At 62.3% G+C, this 12,694-nt stretch carries 19 protein-coding genes; 9 read left to right on the top strand and 10 right to left on the bottom strand.

The annotated features are described in order from the left end of the window. Window positions 1–35 precede the first annotated feature (35 nt). A complete protein-coding gene (locus tag DVK01_RS15085; RefSeq protein ID WP_121537412.1) occupies window positions 36–1,739 on the bottom strand; it encodes a histidine kinase N-terminal 7TM domain-containing protein in 1,704 nt (567 codons plus the stop codon). 80 nt (window positions 1,740–1,819) lie between these two features. Here DVK01_RS15085 and DVK01_RS15080 point away from each other — a divergent pair, with 80 nt between their 5' ends. Both DVK01_RS15080 and DVK01_RS15075 read left to right on the top strand, forming a co-directional pair. Continuing rightward, a complete protein-coding gene (locus tag DVK01_RS15080; protein WP_008308902.1) occupies window positions 1,820–2,089 on the top strand; it encodes a DUF5827 family protein in 270 nt (89 codons plus the stop codon). After that, window positions 2,086–2,910, top strand: coding sequence for an ATPase (locus DVK01_RS15075; RefSeq protein ID WP_121537410.1), 825 nt, complete (start codon window positions 2,086–2,088; stop codon window positions 2,908–2,910). Before DVK01_RS15080 ends, DVK01_RS15075 begins: the two co-directional genes overlap by 4 nt. A 23-nt stretch (window positions 2,911–2,933) precedes the next feature. On the opposite strand, the gene DVK01_RS15070 is transcribed toward DVK01_RS15075, so the two are convergent. After that, on the bottom strand, window positions 2,934–3,509 hold the full coding sequence (locus DVK01_RS15070; protein ID WP_121537408.1) for an MBL fold metallo-hydrolase: 576 nt from the start codon (window positions 3,507–3,509) through the stop codon (window positions 2,934–2,936). A 122-nt stretch (window positions 3,510–3,631) separates the two neighbouring features. Here DVK01_RS15070 and DVK01_RS15065 point away from each other — a divergent pair, with 122 nt between their 5' ends. The 5 genes from DVK01_RS15065 (at window position 3,632) to DVK01_RS15050 (ending at window position 6,541) form a co-directional block, all read left to right on the top strand. Next, on the top strand, window positions 3,632–4,216 hold the full coding sequence (locus DVK01_RS15065; protein WP_101350220.1) for a response regulator transcription factor: 585 nt from the start codon (window positions 3,632–3,634) through the stop codon (window positions 4,214–4,216). 10 nt (window positions 4,217–4,226) lie between these two features. After that, window positions 4,227–4,886: an ATPase domain-containing protein gene (locus tag DVK01_RS15060; protein ID WP_121512308.1), complete on the top strand. Its 660-nt coding sequence runs from the start codon at window positions 4,227–4,229 to the stop codon at window positions 4,884–4,886. An 82-nt stretch (window positions 4,887–4,968) separates the two neighbouring features. Then, on the top strand, window positions 4,969–5,712 hold the full coding sequence (gene thyX / locus DVK01_RS15055; RefSeq protein ID WP_101350221.1) for an FAD-dependent thymidylate synthase: 744 nt from the start codon (window positions 4,969–4,971) through the stop codon (window positions 5,710–5,712). 198 nt (window positions 5,713–5,910) lie between these two features. After that, a complete protein-coding gene (locus tag DVK01_RS21880) occupies window positions 5,911–6,084 on the top strand; it encodes a hypothetical protein (RefSeq protein ID WP_154021034.1) in 174 nt (57 codons plus the stop codon). A 52-nt stretch (window positions 6,085–6,136) separates the two neighbouring features. Continuing rightward, window positions 6,137–6,541 (top strand): translation initiation factor IF-2 subunit beta, encoded by a 405-nt coding sequence (locus DVK01_RS15050; RefSeq protein ID WP_101350222.1) that lies wholly within the window; start codon window positions 6,137–6,139, stop codon window positions 6,539–6,541. Here the strand turns inward: DVK01_RS15050 and DVK01_RS15045 are convergent, their stop codons facing one another. The 6 genes from DVK01_RS15045 to DVK01_RS15020 form a co-directional block, all read right to left on the bottom strand. After that, window positions 6,542–6,721, bottom strand: coding sequence for a hypothetical protein (locus tag DVK01_RS15045; protein ID WP_004515550.1), 180 nt, complete (start codon window positions 6,719–6,721; stop codon window positions 6,542–6,544). A 73-nt stretch (window positions 6,722–6,794) separates the two neighbouring features. Then, entirely contained in the window at window positions 6,795–7,763 is a 969-nt protein-coding gene (locus tag DVK01_RS15040) for a transcription initiation factor IIB family protein (RefSeq protein ID WP_101350223.1), read from the bottom strand. 477 nt (window positions 7,764–8,240) lie between these two features. Then, window positions 8,241–8,543 carry a hypothetical protein gene (locus tag DVK01_RS15035; RefSeq protein ID WP_101350224.1) on the bottom strand — a complete coding sequence of 101 codons (303 nt, stop codon included), beginning with the start codon at window positions 8,541–8,543 and terminating at the stop codon, window positions 8,241–8,243. A 55-nt stretch (window positions 8,544–8,598) separates the two neighbouring features. Then, window positions 8,599–8,874, bottom strand: coding sequence for a winged helix-turn-helix domain-containing protein (locus DVK01_RS15030; RefSeq protein WP_014040537.1), 276 nt, complete (start codon window positions 8,872–8,874; stop codon window positions 8,599–8,601). Between the two features lie 200 nt (window positions 8,875–9,074). Further along, complete coding sequence (locus tag DVK01_RS15025) at window positions 9,075–9,596, bottom strand: fasciclin domain-containing protein (protein ID WP_101350225.1); 522 nt, start codon at window positions 9,594–9,596, stop codon at window positions 9,075–9,077. Between the two features lie 76 nt (window positions 9,597–9,672). Continuing rightward, on the bottom strand, window positions 9,673–9,957 hold the full coding sequence (locus tag DVK01_RS15020; protein ID WP_101350226.1) for a DUF357 domain-containing protein: 285 nt from the start codon (window positions 9,955–9,957) through the stop codon (window positions 9,673–9,675). A gap of 101 nt (window positions 9,958–10,058) precedes the next feature. Between DVK01_RS15020 and DVK01_RS15015 the strand changes: the two genes are divergently transcribed. Next, entirely contained in the window at window positions 10,059–11,108 is a 1,050-nt protein-coding gene (locus DVK01_RS15015) for an NAD(P)/FAD-dependent oxidoreductase (protein ID WP_101350227.1), read from the top strand. Between the two features lie 65 nt (window positions 11,109–11,173). After that, window positions 11,174–11,461, top strand: a complete 288-nt coding sequence (locus DVK01_RS15010; protein WP_101350228.1) for a hypothetical protein — start codon at window positions 11,174–11,176, stop codon at window positions 11,459–11,461. An 18-nt stretch (window positions 11,462–11,479) separates the two neighbouring features. Here DVK01_RS15010 and DVK01_RS15005 read toward each other — a convergent pair whose 3' ends face one another. Together DVK01_RS15005 and DVK01_RS15000 are read right to left on the bottom strand one after the other, a co-directional pair. Continuing rightward, window positions 11,480–12,139: a 2,5-diamino-6-(ribosylamino)-4(3H)-pyrimidinone 5'-phosphate reductase gene (locus tag DVK01_RS15005; RefSeq protein WP_101350229.1), complete on the bottom strand. Its 660-nt coding sequence runs from the start codon at window positions 12,137–12,139 to the stop codon at window positions 11,480–11,482. A gap of 38 nt (window positions 12,140–12,177) precedes the next feature. Next, entirely contained in the window at window positions 12,178–12,642 is a 465-nt protein-coding gene (locus tag DVK01_RS15000; RefSeq protein ID WP_121537406.1) for a hypothetical protein, read from the bottom strand. Window positions 12,643–12,694 lie beyond the last annotated feature (52 nt).

The raw sequence follows: 12,694 nt of genomic DNA, 5'->3' as shown, positions 1-12,694 counted from the left end.
GTTCACGACCGGGCGGGCCTTAGGCTGTCGACTGGCTATGACACCGACTCGGACCGTTGCGTTGATTCCGCTCCGAGTCCCGAGACGACGAGTTTCGCGCCGCCTGACCGGCTTTCCGTCATCTCGACATCCCACCCGTGGGACTCGACGACGTGCTGGACGATTGCCAGTCCGAGGCCGGTCCCCGACTCGGAACTGCTGACGCCGTGTGTGAATATCTCCGCTCGTTTCTCGGGTGGGACGCCGGGCCCGTTGTCGCCGATTGCGAACCCTTCGGGGGTGGCGTCGACGCGTATCGTCACTGCCCTGTCCGCGGCGTCGTCCGACCGCCCGCCTGCGGCTCCGTGCTCCACACTGTTCCGAACCACGTTCTCGAACAGTTGCAGGAGCTGGTCACGGTCGCCGATAATCTCTCTGTCGCCGTCGATCTGCAGCGTCGCCTCGCCGGTGTCGACGTGACCCCAGGCCGCCTTCGCCAGCGCCGAAAGCCGTAGCTCGACCCGGTCGGTCGTCTGCTCGTCGCGGGCGAAGGCGAGCACCTCGTCGATGAGGCTACTCATCCGTTCGTGGGCTTTCTCCACACGGTCGAACTCCTCGGGGTCGTTGCGTTCCCGGGCCAGCGCCAGTCGGCCCGAAGCCACGTTCAGCGGGTTCCGCAGGTCGTGTGAGAGGACGGCGGCGAACTGGTCGAGCTGCTGGTTCCGGCGTTCCAGTTCTCGCTCCCGCTGCTTTTGTTCGGTGATTTCGTGGACGAGAAAGACACGCCCGACCAGCGCGTCGCGGGCGTCGTGCAGCGGTGTGAGCCGGATGTCGAAAAATCGGTCGCGTTGCTCGACGACGGCTGCTGTTTCTTCGGCGTCGTCGTTCAGACTGCGGTACTTTTCGAGAAGCTCAGGCGACGTTTCGAGCGCAGCCGCGACGGGCTGGCCGACGAGAGCTTCGTCTCCGAGGAGGCGGCGGCCAGCGTCGTTGGCTTCGAGTATCCTGTCGTTCGTGTCGACGACGAACACAGCGCTGTTGAGCGACTCGACGACCTCACGGTGGGCGACCGGCGAGATGTCCAGCAGTCGCCCCCTGAAGAACGCCCACGAGAGCGTGATTCCGGTTCCTGCCAGCAACAACGGTGTGAGTTCGATGCTGGTGTCGCCGAAGATGCTGAGAACGCTCCCGAACCACGGGAGGCCGATAGCCAGCAGAACGGCGTACACCTGCTTTCGGTACAGTTCACCGGAGCCGAGCCCGTAGTGGATGATGAGCGCACTCGACGCGGCGATGAGTGCGTAGGAGTACACGAGATGTCCCCAGAAAACAGGCCCGGCTGTGATCGTCCAGCCGTACATGCCGGTGTCCGTCGGGCCGGATACAGTGTATACCAGCCCGTCAGAGCCGGCGAGCAGCGCAGTAAAGAACACGACTGGCTCGATGCTCAGGAGCGCGTAAGTCCACCGATTGAGATACCGGTCGCGGTTGGTGTATGCCAGAGAGAACACGAACAGTCCGGCTATCGCGGGCATTACGCCGACGTACAGGCCATATGCGAAGAGAAGAGCCACGTCGGTCCCGCGCGTCAAGACACCGGCCGCGACACAGAGGTCCCAGACCGAGAGCCCGGCAAGCAGGACCGCGAGTGCGGTCCCGCCGGTGTAGTCGCGCCGCCCCCACGCGTACGCCGACAGCGTCCCGAGAACAACGGCCACGACGAGCAAAAGAAAGGCGTACGCAACAAGCAGCGTTGCCATTACTGAACACTCCTGCCCAGCGAGTAAATGGGTTCCGCCGGTTCGAGGGATTTACCCACTCGCTCGGCATACCGGCAGGTATGCCTGTCGACAAGCAGGAGTTCGACGAGATACTGTCGTTCGAGCTCCACGAACCTGCGGACATTCTCGACGCCGACAAACTGTACACTATCCCGGAAATCGCCCGCCTCCTGCAGGGGCTCCCGGCGGACGCCGAACTCAGCGAGGCCAACGAGTCGGTGTTCATCGACTGGGCCATCCCGTGGATGATATTCAATCAGGACGACCTCGTCATCGCCGACCCGCAGGACGATGATGTCGTCGGACTGTACGGTCTTGCCGAGTCATGAAGCTCCTCGTCGCCGGCAATGACCGCGTCGACGCGGGCAAGACCACGTTCAGCGTCGGCCTGCTCAAACGGACCAGCGCCCAGGGATTCAAGCCCAGAGCGGGCAACAACTACTGGTTCGACCACGACGACTATCAGCGGGCAACAAGCGAGGGGCGGCTGTACGGCAAGGACGCCAAGCGCCTCGCGGCCGCGTCCCCGGGCGACGTGGTCCCCGAGGAAATCAACCCGATTCACCGGCTGTGGCATCCCTCGCCGGGCGCGGAGACGGGCCTGCTCGGCAAGGACAACCAGCAGTTCGTCGTCGACCGGGTCGGCCGCCCGAGTGCCGAAACCGGCGTCGAGTACGTCGTCAACGGGACCGTCGACGTGCCCGACTCCGTCGCCGAGCGTCTCCCGCTCGCCGACGCGCCGCGGGTCACCTCGGTCGCCGACTTCAACGACCTGATGCGCGTGATGCACGTCGAGGCCCTGGAGTCACTCGCCGCTGACATCGAGTCGGCCGACCGGGCGGTCGTCGAGTCCTACGGCGACGTGGCCCGGCCGCTGTCGGGTATCGAACCCGACGCCGTGGCCGTCGTCGAACCGGGCCGAGCGCGTATCTACGACGGCGACCGGTACGCCAAGGCCTGTCAGATTGCCACGGGCGGCCCCGGCGACGGCCAGCTGGAGGAACGGGTGCCCAACGTCGTCGACCTCATCGAGCAGGTCGCGGCAGTACGGCTCCCCGCGCTCGACAGCGAACAGCGCAGTGACCCGGCGGCTGTCGCCGATGCCTACGACCACGCCTACGACGCGTTGCTGGCCTGTGCGTTCGACTGAAAACTGTGCGCTCGGCCGCGCTCTCAGAACTTTGCGGCTTGCAGCGCCAGTTCGATGTCCTGATACGGCGCATCGGTAACGCTCGGTCCGTGACCGGTGTGCATCTCCTGTAGGTCCTCGTCGACAACCGACAGCATTCGGTCGATGCTCTCGACGAGCAGGTCACGATTCCCTTCGTCGAGGTCGATCCGGCCGAAGCTCCCGTTGGCGAACACGAGGTCGCCGGCGAACAGGACGCCGGCGTCCGCAGAGTAGAAGCAGAGATGGTCGTTCTTGTGGCCGGGCGTGTGCAGCGCCCGGTAGCCGTGGTCGCCCAGCTGTATCGTCTCGTCGTCGGCGATAGCGTTCTCGATGCCGTCCTGCTCCGTGTCGTAGCCGTACACCGGCACGTCGAAAGCGTCGACGACGCTGTCGAGGTTCTCGACGTGGTCGTAGTGGGTGTGAGTGACGGCGATAGCGTCGATATCGTCGACGTGCTCTTTGACAGCCGACACCACGTCGAACTCGTTGCCGACGTCGACCAGCACGGTTCGGTCCCCGGTGACGAGGAACACGTTGCTCGTGAAGGCCTGTTGCCCACGGGCGAGATTTCGAATCATTACCCGCCTATTTGCCGTCATGCCGGATGTGGGTGTCGTTCTGTCACCGGTCGAGACGCGCTGCACGCCCGCACCCACAGGGCTATGTACGTGGATATGCAAACGGGGGATAGTAGAACATCATGTCAGATTCGGACCTACCTGTAGTGCTTATCGTCGAAGACGAACCAGACGTTGCCGAGACGTACAAACTGTGGCTCCAACAGGAGTACGAGGTCCGCATGGCACAGAACGGCGACGAGGGCCTGGAGCAACTAGACGCGGATGTCGACGTCGTCTTGCTCGACCGGATGATGCCCGGACTCTCCGGGGACGAAGTGCTGGAACGCATTCGAGAGCGTAATCTGGGCTGTCGGGTGGCGATGGTCACCGCCGTCGAGCCGGACTTCGACATTCTGGAGATGGGCTTTGACGCATATCTCTCGAAGCCGATCCGGAGCGAACAGCTCCACGAAACGGTCGACAATCTGCTGGACCGCTCCGAGTACGACTCCCTGCTACAGGAGTACTACGCACTCGTCGAGAAGCAGGCAACGCTCGAAGCGACGAAATCGAGCGCAGAGCTGGCGGAGAGCGACCAGTACGACGAACTGACCCAGAGAGTCGCGGAGATGCGAGACGATCTCTCGGACACACTCGGTGGCATCGAAGACGACTCCGATTTCATCGCGACGCTTCGCGGACTGAGCAACGATGAAGACAACTGAGCGACAAACAATGTATGATCTCACCTCAGTACTAGAGTTCGATGCGCTCAGTGAGGTCCGGCCAGGGTCCAGCATCCTGATCTCCGGCCCGGCAATGAGCGGGAAGGACCGGCTCGCATACGATATTCTCGCCGACGGTCTACGCGAGGGGGACGGCGCGGTGGTCGTGACGACCGGTGACGGCGCAGGCAGCGTCGTCGAGGAGTTCCGGTCGCTCGTTCCCGACCTCGACGACTCCCAGCTCGGTGTCATCGACTGTCGCGGCGAGGGTGGCACGGACGAGGAGGTAATCGGCAACGCCCACGCGCACCACGTCTCTTCGCCCGGTGACCTCACCGGCATCGGTATCGGCATCACGAAGGCGCTGGAGGGGCTGCACAATGCCGGCAACGAACAGGGCCGGCTGGCCCTCGTCTCGCTGTCGACGATGCTGACCTACACGGACAAGAAGACCGTCTTCAAGTTCTGTCACGTGCTGTCCTCGCGGCTGGATTCCGCGGGCTACATCGGCGTGTTCACCATCGACTCGGGCGCCCACGACGACCAGACCCTGCAGGTAATCAAGCAGGCGTTCGACGGGATGATCGACGTGCGCGACGCCGAGGGCGGCGGCCGAGAGGCCCGCGTGCTTGGCCTCGCCGGCGAGCCGACAGACTGGCAGGATATCTGAGTTCGGAGTCATCCGCGGGAGGTCCGAACGCCCTGCCGGCCCGGGAAGGAAGTATTTTGCCGCTCCGGGACACCCACCCGATATGGACGTAAAGCTGCTCGAAGCGACAGACGACCCTGAGGATCTCATCTGCAAGGCAGCACGCAACGACTACAGCGACACCTCCGTCGGCAGCCAGTCGTTCGAAGCGACGATGGCCGAGGTCGACGGCGACACACTTGACGACAAAAAGGAGACGCTCATCGGGCATCTGCTCGACCACGGCCACTTCGGCCCCTTCGAACACGCGCAGGCCACCTTCGCCGTCGAAGGCGTCTCCCGCTCCTGTATGGCACAGATCACCCGCCACCGCCACGTCTCCTTCGACGTGCAGTCGATGCGGTACGTCTCCTTCGACGACGTGGACCCAGAAGCCGTCCGCGAGGGCGAACTGGTCGTGACACCGCCGTCCGCGACAGACCCGGACTGGATCGGCCGGAACCAACAGAAAGCGAGCGTCTCCGACGAGGAGTTCGAGAAGCGCACGGAGGTATTCAAAGACACCATCGAGCAGGCGGTCGAGTCGTATCAGGAACTGCTCGAACTCGGAATGCCGCCGGAGGACGCCCGGTTCGTGCTGCCGATTGGCACCAGGGTGAACATTGTGATGTCGATGAACGCCCGGATGCTGATGCACGTCGCGGATATGCGAGCGGCGGCAGACGCACAGTGGGAAATCCGGGAGATGACCGAGGAGATGCTCGACCTGGCGGCCGACTGGTGTCCCAAGACCTTCGAGTACTACGAACGGGAGATGAAGGGACGCAAGAACCGGCTCGCGCCCTGACGTATCTGGGACCCCTCACGGCGATTCAGCGCGGCTGTCTCCGGCCGTTGGCATCGACGATTGTTGAATCGGCCTTGATACTCACAACGGTAATGGCAAGACGTAAGTCGTTTTCTTGCGTATACGGTCGGATTTCAGAGTATCAAAAGACGAAACGAGTACGACACATTCATTACCGCACATCCTAGATGAACAATTGTGTCTTACGAGGTTGAACGTCCCACCCGTCGGTCGGGAACTGCGTCTGATGTGATGTGTGCTGTCGACGATGTCGACGGCCAGCAGCGGTTCGTCATCGCCGATATTGCCCACGATGACACCTGGATTTCGATGGTAGCGGACGAGACCTGTACACTTACAGCCTGGCGATAGCGGACGACCACTGGCTGAAAAGTTTTTGGTGGCTGCTCTGTGACGTTGGAGTATGGAATACGACGATATGCTCGACCGGGCGATGGAGGAAACGCCGGATATCGACGGCACAGGTGAACGGTTCGAGGTCCCGGACCCGGATGTCCGACAGGAAGGGAACGTCACCGTCTACGAGAACTTCCAGTCGACGTGTTCCCGACTCGGACGCGAGGACGACCACGTGATGAAGTTCCTGCAGAACGACCTCGGGACGAGTGGCCACATCGACGAGAGCGGGCGGGCGCGGTTGACCGGCGAGTTCGACGCCGACCGTATCGAGGCGTCCATCGACGAGTACGTCGAGGAGTTCGTGCTCTGCTCGGAGTGTGGACTGCCGGACACGCAACTGGAACGGGAACAGGGCGCGCTGTTGCTCCGCTGTGAGGCATGCGGCGCACGCTCGGCAACAAGCGAGTAGTTACTGCAGTCCTTTCAGCGTCTGCAAGTCGTTTTCCGTGCGGGTAAAAACAGCGAGCCGATGGCTCGCATGACAGTTCGGGCAGTGGAACGTCGTGTCGTGTCGCGGCAAATCTGTCGGCGTCGACTCCCAGTCTTTCTTACACTCGGGACAGAGCAATCGGACGTACGCTTCTTCCATGTATGTTACTCACACACATATCCGATGATTAAAAGCCTTGGCGTCTCCCCATAAGTCTGCCTTCACCCGGGCGTCAGGCCGGGAGGTCCTCGGCTTCGAGGAGTTCCTTGTACCGGTTTCGGATTGTCACTTCGGAGATGTCAGCGACGTCGCTGACCTGACTCTGCGTGACTTTCTCGTTTGTCAGCAACGCGGCGGCGTAGACGGCTGCAGCGGCGATGCCGACCGGCGACTTGCCGGAGAGCATCCCGGACTGACGAGCGCCTTCGACGAGGTCGCGGGCCTGTCGCTGAGTCTCCTCGCTGAGGTCAAGATCGGAGATGAACCGCGGGAGGTAGTGTTCCGGGTCTGCCGGCTGGACTTCGAGGCTGAGTTCCCGGACGATATAGCGGTAAGTCCGTGTGAGCTCCATCTTTTCGACGCGGGAGACGCGGGCCATCTCGTCGAGCGACCGGGGGTTTCCAGCCATGCGGGCAGCCGCGTACAGGGCGGACGTGGCGACGCCCTCGATGGAACGGCCCGGGAGCAGATCGTCACCGAGTGCGCGGCGATAGATGACGCTGGCCGTCTCACGGACGTTCTGGGGCAGGCCCAGCGCAGAGGCCATGCGGTCGATTTCGCCAAGCGCCTGCTTGAGGTTACGCTCTTTGGAGTCGCGGGTCCGGAACCGCTCGTTCCAGGTCCGGAGCCGCTGCATCTTCTGGCGCTGCTCGCTGGAGAGGGAGCGCCCGTAGGCGTCCTTGTTCTGCCAGCCGATGTTCGTCGAGAGGCCCTTGTCGTGCATCATGTTTGTCGTCGGCGCGCCGACGCGGGACTTGCGGTCCTTCTCGGCGGAATTGAATGCACGCCATTCCGGGCCGCGGTCAATCTCGTCCTCTTCGATGACCAGTCCACAGTCTTCACAGACTGTTTCGCCATGCTCGGCGTCGGTAACGACGTTGCCACTACATTCGGGACAGGTCTCTACAGCCTCCTGTTCCGTCGGTTCGGTTATTTTCTCGTCTCGCTCTCGTGTGTTTGTCCGCGTTGTTGATTCACTCATGATTGGGAGTCCTGTTCTGCCGGGTGCAGAAATTTTAATATTGGTTGGGGAACTGTCTTACCCTATAGTTAGTTCGTAAAGTATATAAATCTTTCGCCGCTTTTTCCCTCGAACCGCAATACAACGGCATGATAGGTTTCACCATGGCTCGCTGTAAGGGTATATAATTTTGGCGGTCGTCTCCGACTCCCGTGTGTAGCGCACAAATCGGGGGGCCGCAACATCGTGTGACTCTGTCGGTGTACTGCAGAACAACCGCCGCCTTGCTGCTACAGTCACCCCGATTCAGTCGGAGACAGCGAATGGGCCCCGAAATTATCGGGCCAGTGGGAGTCACAGTGTGGTTCCGCACATCGTGGAGGGGTGATGAGGTGTAAAGAACGATGTTACCAGTCACTACATTTTAGTTACATATACATTCCAGATACGTACAGCAAGGACGGTGACATCCTGTTTGGGAAGTATCGCTGCGACCGCTCAATCGAGCGAGATCCACGCCAGAAACAGCAGCCCACCCAGTTCCAGTATCGCGACAAACGTCATCGCGCGGCCGGCGACAGGGGCGGCGTTTCGTAACAACACGGCGACCTCTGGGTCAAGCACGTAGTAGTAGACGGACAGGCAGTTCTCGGCGAGCAACAGGAACCCGAAAACCGTCAGTCCGAGTGCGTGTTTCGAGCCCACCGACAGGTAGTTGCGGGCCCAGACAGATAGCAACGCAAGCAGCACCACGACGTTGAGCGCAGACGCGACACTTGCCGCGGTCATCCAGACTGCCATCTGTCCCCTCCTATGCCGGCTCGTGGTAAAACTCCATGCTCGATTTCAGCCATTGTCACTCTATCTCCGCAATGATTTCTTCGATGGTGTCCCAGTACTGTTCAGTCCTGTCCGTCAGCGTGTAGACGGACCCGTAGTCGCCGCCGGTGTTGTCGACAACGCCATTGTCCAACAACACGTCGAGGTGATGCCGGACAGTTTTGTAGTCGAGGTCGAGGTCCTCCGCGAGTTGGTTGGCATTCCGAGGCCGTCGCTTGAGGGCTTTGAGGATACGGGCTCTGTTTGGCCCCCCACGGGTCCCTGAAAGAACATACCAGAGGACACCCTCCATCAGCGGACTCAACTCTCCGGGCACACGTATATCCTCTGGCCAACTCCATGATAGCTGCCTACGACCGAAACCAGGGCGGCTATGCATCAGCGGACGCAGCGGGACCCGGGTCGACCCGGCTGGACAAAAAGGAGGTGGTCGTCGGAGGAGGGCCGTTCTGGTTTGCTGTCATACCCACGCAAACTGTGGTGTGCGCCGGGCTATGGAAGCAAGACACCAGTGCCATCGACGTTGTCGCCGTTGATGGCGTGAATGTACCCGTTTGAGGCTTCGATGTTCGTGTCGACGATGGTGGCCTGGCCGCCGTTGAGGACGGTCCCGTCCACATCTATTTTCGCTCCGTTGAGTGTCGGCACCTGATCGGAGGTAGTGACCGACTCGGCGTCGCGACGACCCGGTGCCACGTGGTACGTGAGGATTTCGGCGAGGTCGTCTCGTTCCAAGAGTTCGTCCTTGCTAATACCTAAGACGTGCAGCAAGTTTTCGAACGCCGTATTAGTGGGCGCAAACACGGTCAGTTGTCTGTTTCCGTCGAGTGTCGCCACAAGGCCTGCTTCGCCCAGTGCCTCAACCAAGATCGTGAATCGGTCGTCATTCGAGGCAATGTCGGCAATTGTCTCGCCGTCTCTCGGCGGCGCGGCGCTCGCGGCACCGACGCACCCGACTGCGACTGCTGTTCCGGCACCGATACTCCGCAGGACACTGCGCCTGGTCTGTTTCATGATGTGACCCGGGAGATTCGGAGGACTGTTGACACTTAACCGATTGCCGAACTGAGACCCAAATTAGACCATAGTTTCAGACCGTAAACAGATGTCCTTCGGTCGGGACATCAAAGAGCCCGATACGTGCGCCCGCGTCCAGCCACGCGTGCCCGTACGAAAACGACGCCAGCGCGTTCACGAGGTCGTCGTCGTCTCTAAAGTGACGCCCATCTTCAAGATACGACGACGCCATCTCCTCGCACTCCAGAGCGGCGTCGTGCATCGGCGTTCCATCTGGAGGAGCGACTGATGCCGCGTCAAGTGCTTCGGCAAGCAGTCCCTCGTACCGGTCGGTTTTCTCTTCGAGGTCGGCGGCCATACCCCCAGCGAGCGGCGGCAGCGGCCTAAGCGTGTCGTCACGGTTCGAGTTCGGCGCACGACAACACAAGCTAAATACGGCCTGGTAGTCTAACTTGGCTAATGACAGAATCGGTCGAACACCGACGACTCATCGTCGCTGGAACGGGCGCAGCGGGACTGACAGCGGCTATCTACGCCGCCAGAAGCAACAATGACCCACTCGTTCTGGAAGGCGACGAACCCGGTGGGCAGCTCACGCTGACCAGCGAAGTCGAGAACTTCCCCGGCTTCCCGGAGGGCCTCTCCGGTCCGGACCTCATCAATAACATGAAAGAACAGGCCCAGCGCTTCGGCGCTGAACTCGAACACGGTATCGTCGCCGACATCGACGACAGCGAACGGCCGTTCCGCGTGGAACTGTCGAACGGCGATGTCTACACCTGCGACGCGTTCATCGCCGCTTCCGGGGCCAGCGCCCGCACGCTGGGCGTCCCCGGCGAGGACGAGCTGATGGGCTATGGCGTCTCGACGTGTGCGACCTGTGACGGCGCGTTCTTCCGCGGCGAGGACATGCTCGTCGTCGGCGGCGGCGACGCAGCCATGGAGGAGGCCCACTTCCTTACGAAGTTCGCCGACACCGTCTACATCGCGCACCGCCGCGAGGAGTTCCGCGCCGAGGACTACTGGATCGACCGCGTTCAGCAGAAGGTCGACGAGGGCGAAATCGAGATCATGCGGAACACCGAACTGCTGGAGATGCACGGCTCCCCCGAGGACGGGGTCGACCACGTCACCCTCGCACAGAACGACGAGGGCCATCCCAGCGAGAAGCTCGACGACGACGGGACCGAGAGCTTCGACTTCGACGTGGGTGCGGTCTTCATCGCTATCGGCCATACGCCGAACACCGACTATCTCGAAGACACCGGCGTCGAACTGGACGACACTGGCTACATCCAGACCCACGGCGGCACCGGCGGCGACCAGACCGCGACCGACGTGGACGGTATCTTCGGTGCCGGCGACGTGGTCGACTACCACTACCAGCAGGCCGTCACCGCCGCCGGGATGGGCTGTAAGGCCGCCATCGACGCCGACGAGTACCTCGAATCCCGGGCCGAGGCCGCCGCCGAGGCGGAGTCCGAGGCTGCGGCAGAAGCCGACGACTAGCGGTTCTGTTTCGCTGTCGTCGCTACATCCACAGACCCTTTAGGATAGCCCCCTGAGTCGGTGGCATGGCAACCGACACTGTCACGCTGACTATCGACGACGGCGAGGAGACCGACGAACTCACAGTCCCGAGCGAACTCGTGGACATCCTCCGGGAATCGCCCGAGGAGACGGACCCGCAGGTCGTCGGCGACATCGCGATGTTCGGCATGACCCAGCGGATTCACAGCGCCGTCCACCACGCTCAGGGCGAGCCGGACGAGCAGATCGTCGCGCTCGAAGCGGAGACCAGCGAGCTGTTCGAGGAGCGGTTCGGACAGTCCTTCGCCGAGCTGACCGGCCACGACCACTGATTTCCGACGGCCGAGTTCCTAAAACGTCCAGTGCAACACCACGCCGTCGTCAACCCGGTCGACGTCGGCCAGTTCCGGCTCCGGGAAGTCCTCGATGAAGCCGTCGCCGTCGGCCAGCGTCGGCGCGTCCCGGCCGCCGATGACCTTCGGACCGATGTAGACGAACAGGTCGTCGACCAGCGCCTCCTCTAGCAGGCCGAAGATGAGTTCGCCGCCACCTTCGACCATGAGCTGGTCGATGCCGTCGCCTTCCAGCTTCGCGAGCGTCGTCGTGAGGTCGACCCGGTCCTGGCCGGCAGCGATGACGTACGCCCCGGCGTCTTCCATCTCCTCAACGAAGTCCGGCGGCGCGGCTTCGCTGACGAGGAGGTAGGTCTGGGCGCGGTCGTCCAGTACCGTGGCGTCCGGTGGCGTTCGGATGCGGGAGTCAGCGACGACGCGTGCGGGGTTTTCCGGCTCGCCGCGGTCAGTCCGGGCGGCGCGGCGGTCGGGGTCATCGATAGTCAGTGAGGGGTCGTCGGCGAGAATCGTGCCGACACCGACCATCACGGCGTCGCTGTCGGCTCGGAGCTGGTCGACCCGGTCGAAATCCTCCGGTCCGGAGATAGCGATTTGTTCGCGGCGGCGGGAAGAGAGCTTCCCGTCGACACTCATCGCGGCGTTGACGACGACGTGCATACTCGTTCGTGCCGGTGACACGTCAAACGGCTTTTGGGTTACGCTCGGGTGGAGGTCGTCTCGGGGCGCTTCGAGAGCTTCCGGACATCGAGTTTCTTCACGGTGCCGTCGGCGGTTTTCAGCTTCAGCACCGTCTTTTTCAGTACGAGTTCTTCGACGTCGAGCGTCGTCTCGCTGGTCCAGCCCCGGAGTCTGACCATCCCTTCCTCGTCGATTTCGAGGAACGTGCGGGGCTTGCGCTGGGAGCCCATCGTCCACTCCTCGTCACCGACGGAGAGTTCCTGCCCGCCGCTTTTCGACCAGCGGAACACGCAGGCGAACTGCTCGCGGGGCTCGTCACCGCGATCGTGGTCGACGCGGGTCCACTGCTCGAAGTCGACGCCGAAATGTGCGGCCCACAGTTCCAGATACTCGAAATCGAACTTCTTCGTGCCGCCGTTGTTCCGACCGCTCCGCCAGATGACGTGGGCCTCGGATGGTTTCGACCCGAACAGACTTCCCATAGTCAGGCCCCCCGATGTCCGCGCCCAGTATCAGCTCCGATATTTTCCTGCC

Source organism: Haloarcula sp. Atlit-120R (assembly GCF_003665885.1).
In the GTDB taxonomy this organism is placed as follows: domain Archaea; phylum Halobacteriota; class Halobacteria; order Halobacteriales; family Haloarculaceae; genus Haloarcula; species Haloarcula taiwanensis.
Note: the sequence above shows the minus strand (reverse complement) of the source record. Positions and strands in the feature narration are given on the sequence as shown.

Bases quoted from the DNA above. Each gene is read 5' to 3' on its own strand.
- DVK01_RS15085 (WP_121537412.1), bottom strand. From the start codon at position 1,739: ATGGCAACGCTGCTTGTTGCGTACGCCTTTCTTTTGCTCGTCGTGGCC.
- DVK01_RS15080 (WP_008308902.1), top strand. From the start codon at position 1,820: ATGCCTGTCGACAAGCAGGAGTTCGACGAGATACTGTCGTTCGAGCTC.
- DVK01_RS15075 (WP_121537410.1), top strand. From the start codon at position 2,086: ATGAAGCTCCTCGTCGCCGGCAATGACCGCGTCGACGCGGGCAAGACC.
- DVK01_RS15070 (WP_121537408.1), bottom strand. From the start codon at position 3,509: ATGATTCGAAATCTCGCCCGTGGGCAACAGGCCTTCACGAGCAACGTG.
- DVK01_RS15065 (WP_101350220.1), top strand. From the start codon at position 3,632: ATGTCAGATTCGGACCTACCTGTAGTGCTTATCGTCGAAGACGAACCA.
- DVK01_RS15060 (WP_121512308.1), top strand. From the start codon at position 4,227: ATGTATGATCTCACCTCAGTACTAGAGTTCGATGCGCTCAGTGAGGTC.
- thyX (WP_101350221.1), top strand. From the start codon at position 4,969: ATGGACGTAAAGCTGCTCGAAGCGACAGACGACCCTGAGGATCTCATC.
- DVK01_RS15050 (WP_101350222.1), top strand. From the start codon at position 6,137: ATGGAATACGACGATATGCTCGACCGGGCGATGGAGGAAACGCCGGAT.
- DVK01_RS15045 (WP_004515550.1), bottom strand. From the start codon at position 6,721: ATGGAAGAAGCGTACGTCCGATTGCTCTGTCCCGAGTGTAAGAAAGAC.
- DVK01_RS15040 (WP_101350223.1), bottom strand. From the start codon at position 7,763: ATGAGTGAATCAACAACGCGGACAAACACACGAGAGCGAGACGAGAAA.
- DVK01_RS15035 (WP_101350224.1), bottom strand. From the start codon at position 8,543: ATGGCAGTCTGGATGACCGCGGCAAGTGTCGCGTCTGCGCTCAACGTC.
- DVK01_RS15030 (WP_014040537.1), bottom strand. From the start codon at position 8,874: ATGGAGGGTGTCCTCTGGTATGTTCTTTCAGGGACCCGTGGGGGGCCA.
- DVK01_RS15025 (WP_101350225.1), bottom strand. From the start codon at position 9,596: ATGAAACAGACCAGGCGCAGTGTCCTGCGGAGTATCGGTGCCGGAACA.
- DVK01_RS15020 (WP_101350226.1), bottom strand. From the start codon at position 9,957: ATGGCCGCCGACCTCGAAGAGAAAACCGACCGGTACGAGGGACTGCTT.
- DVK01_RS15015 (WP_101350227.1), top strand. From the start codon at position 10,059: ATGACAGAATCGGTCGAACACCGACGACTCATCGTCGCTGGAACGGGC.
- DVK01_RS15010 (WP_101350228.1), top strand. From the start codon at position 11,174: ATGGCAACCGACACTGTCACGCTGACTATCGACGACGGCGAGGAGACC.
- DVK01_RS15005 (WP_101350229.1), bottom strand. From the start codon at position 12,139: ATGCACGTCGTCGTCAACGCCGCGATGAGTGTCGACGGGAAGCTCTCT.
- DVK01_RS15000 (WP_121537406.1), bottom strand. From the start codon at position 12,642: ATGGGAAGTCTGTTCGGGTCGAAACCATCCGAGGCCCACGTCATCTGG.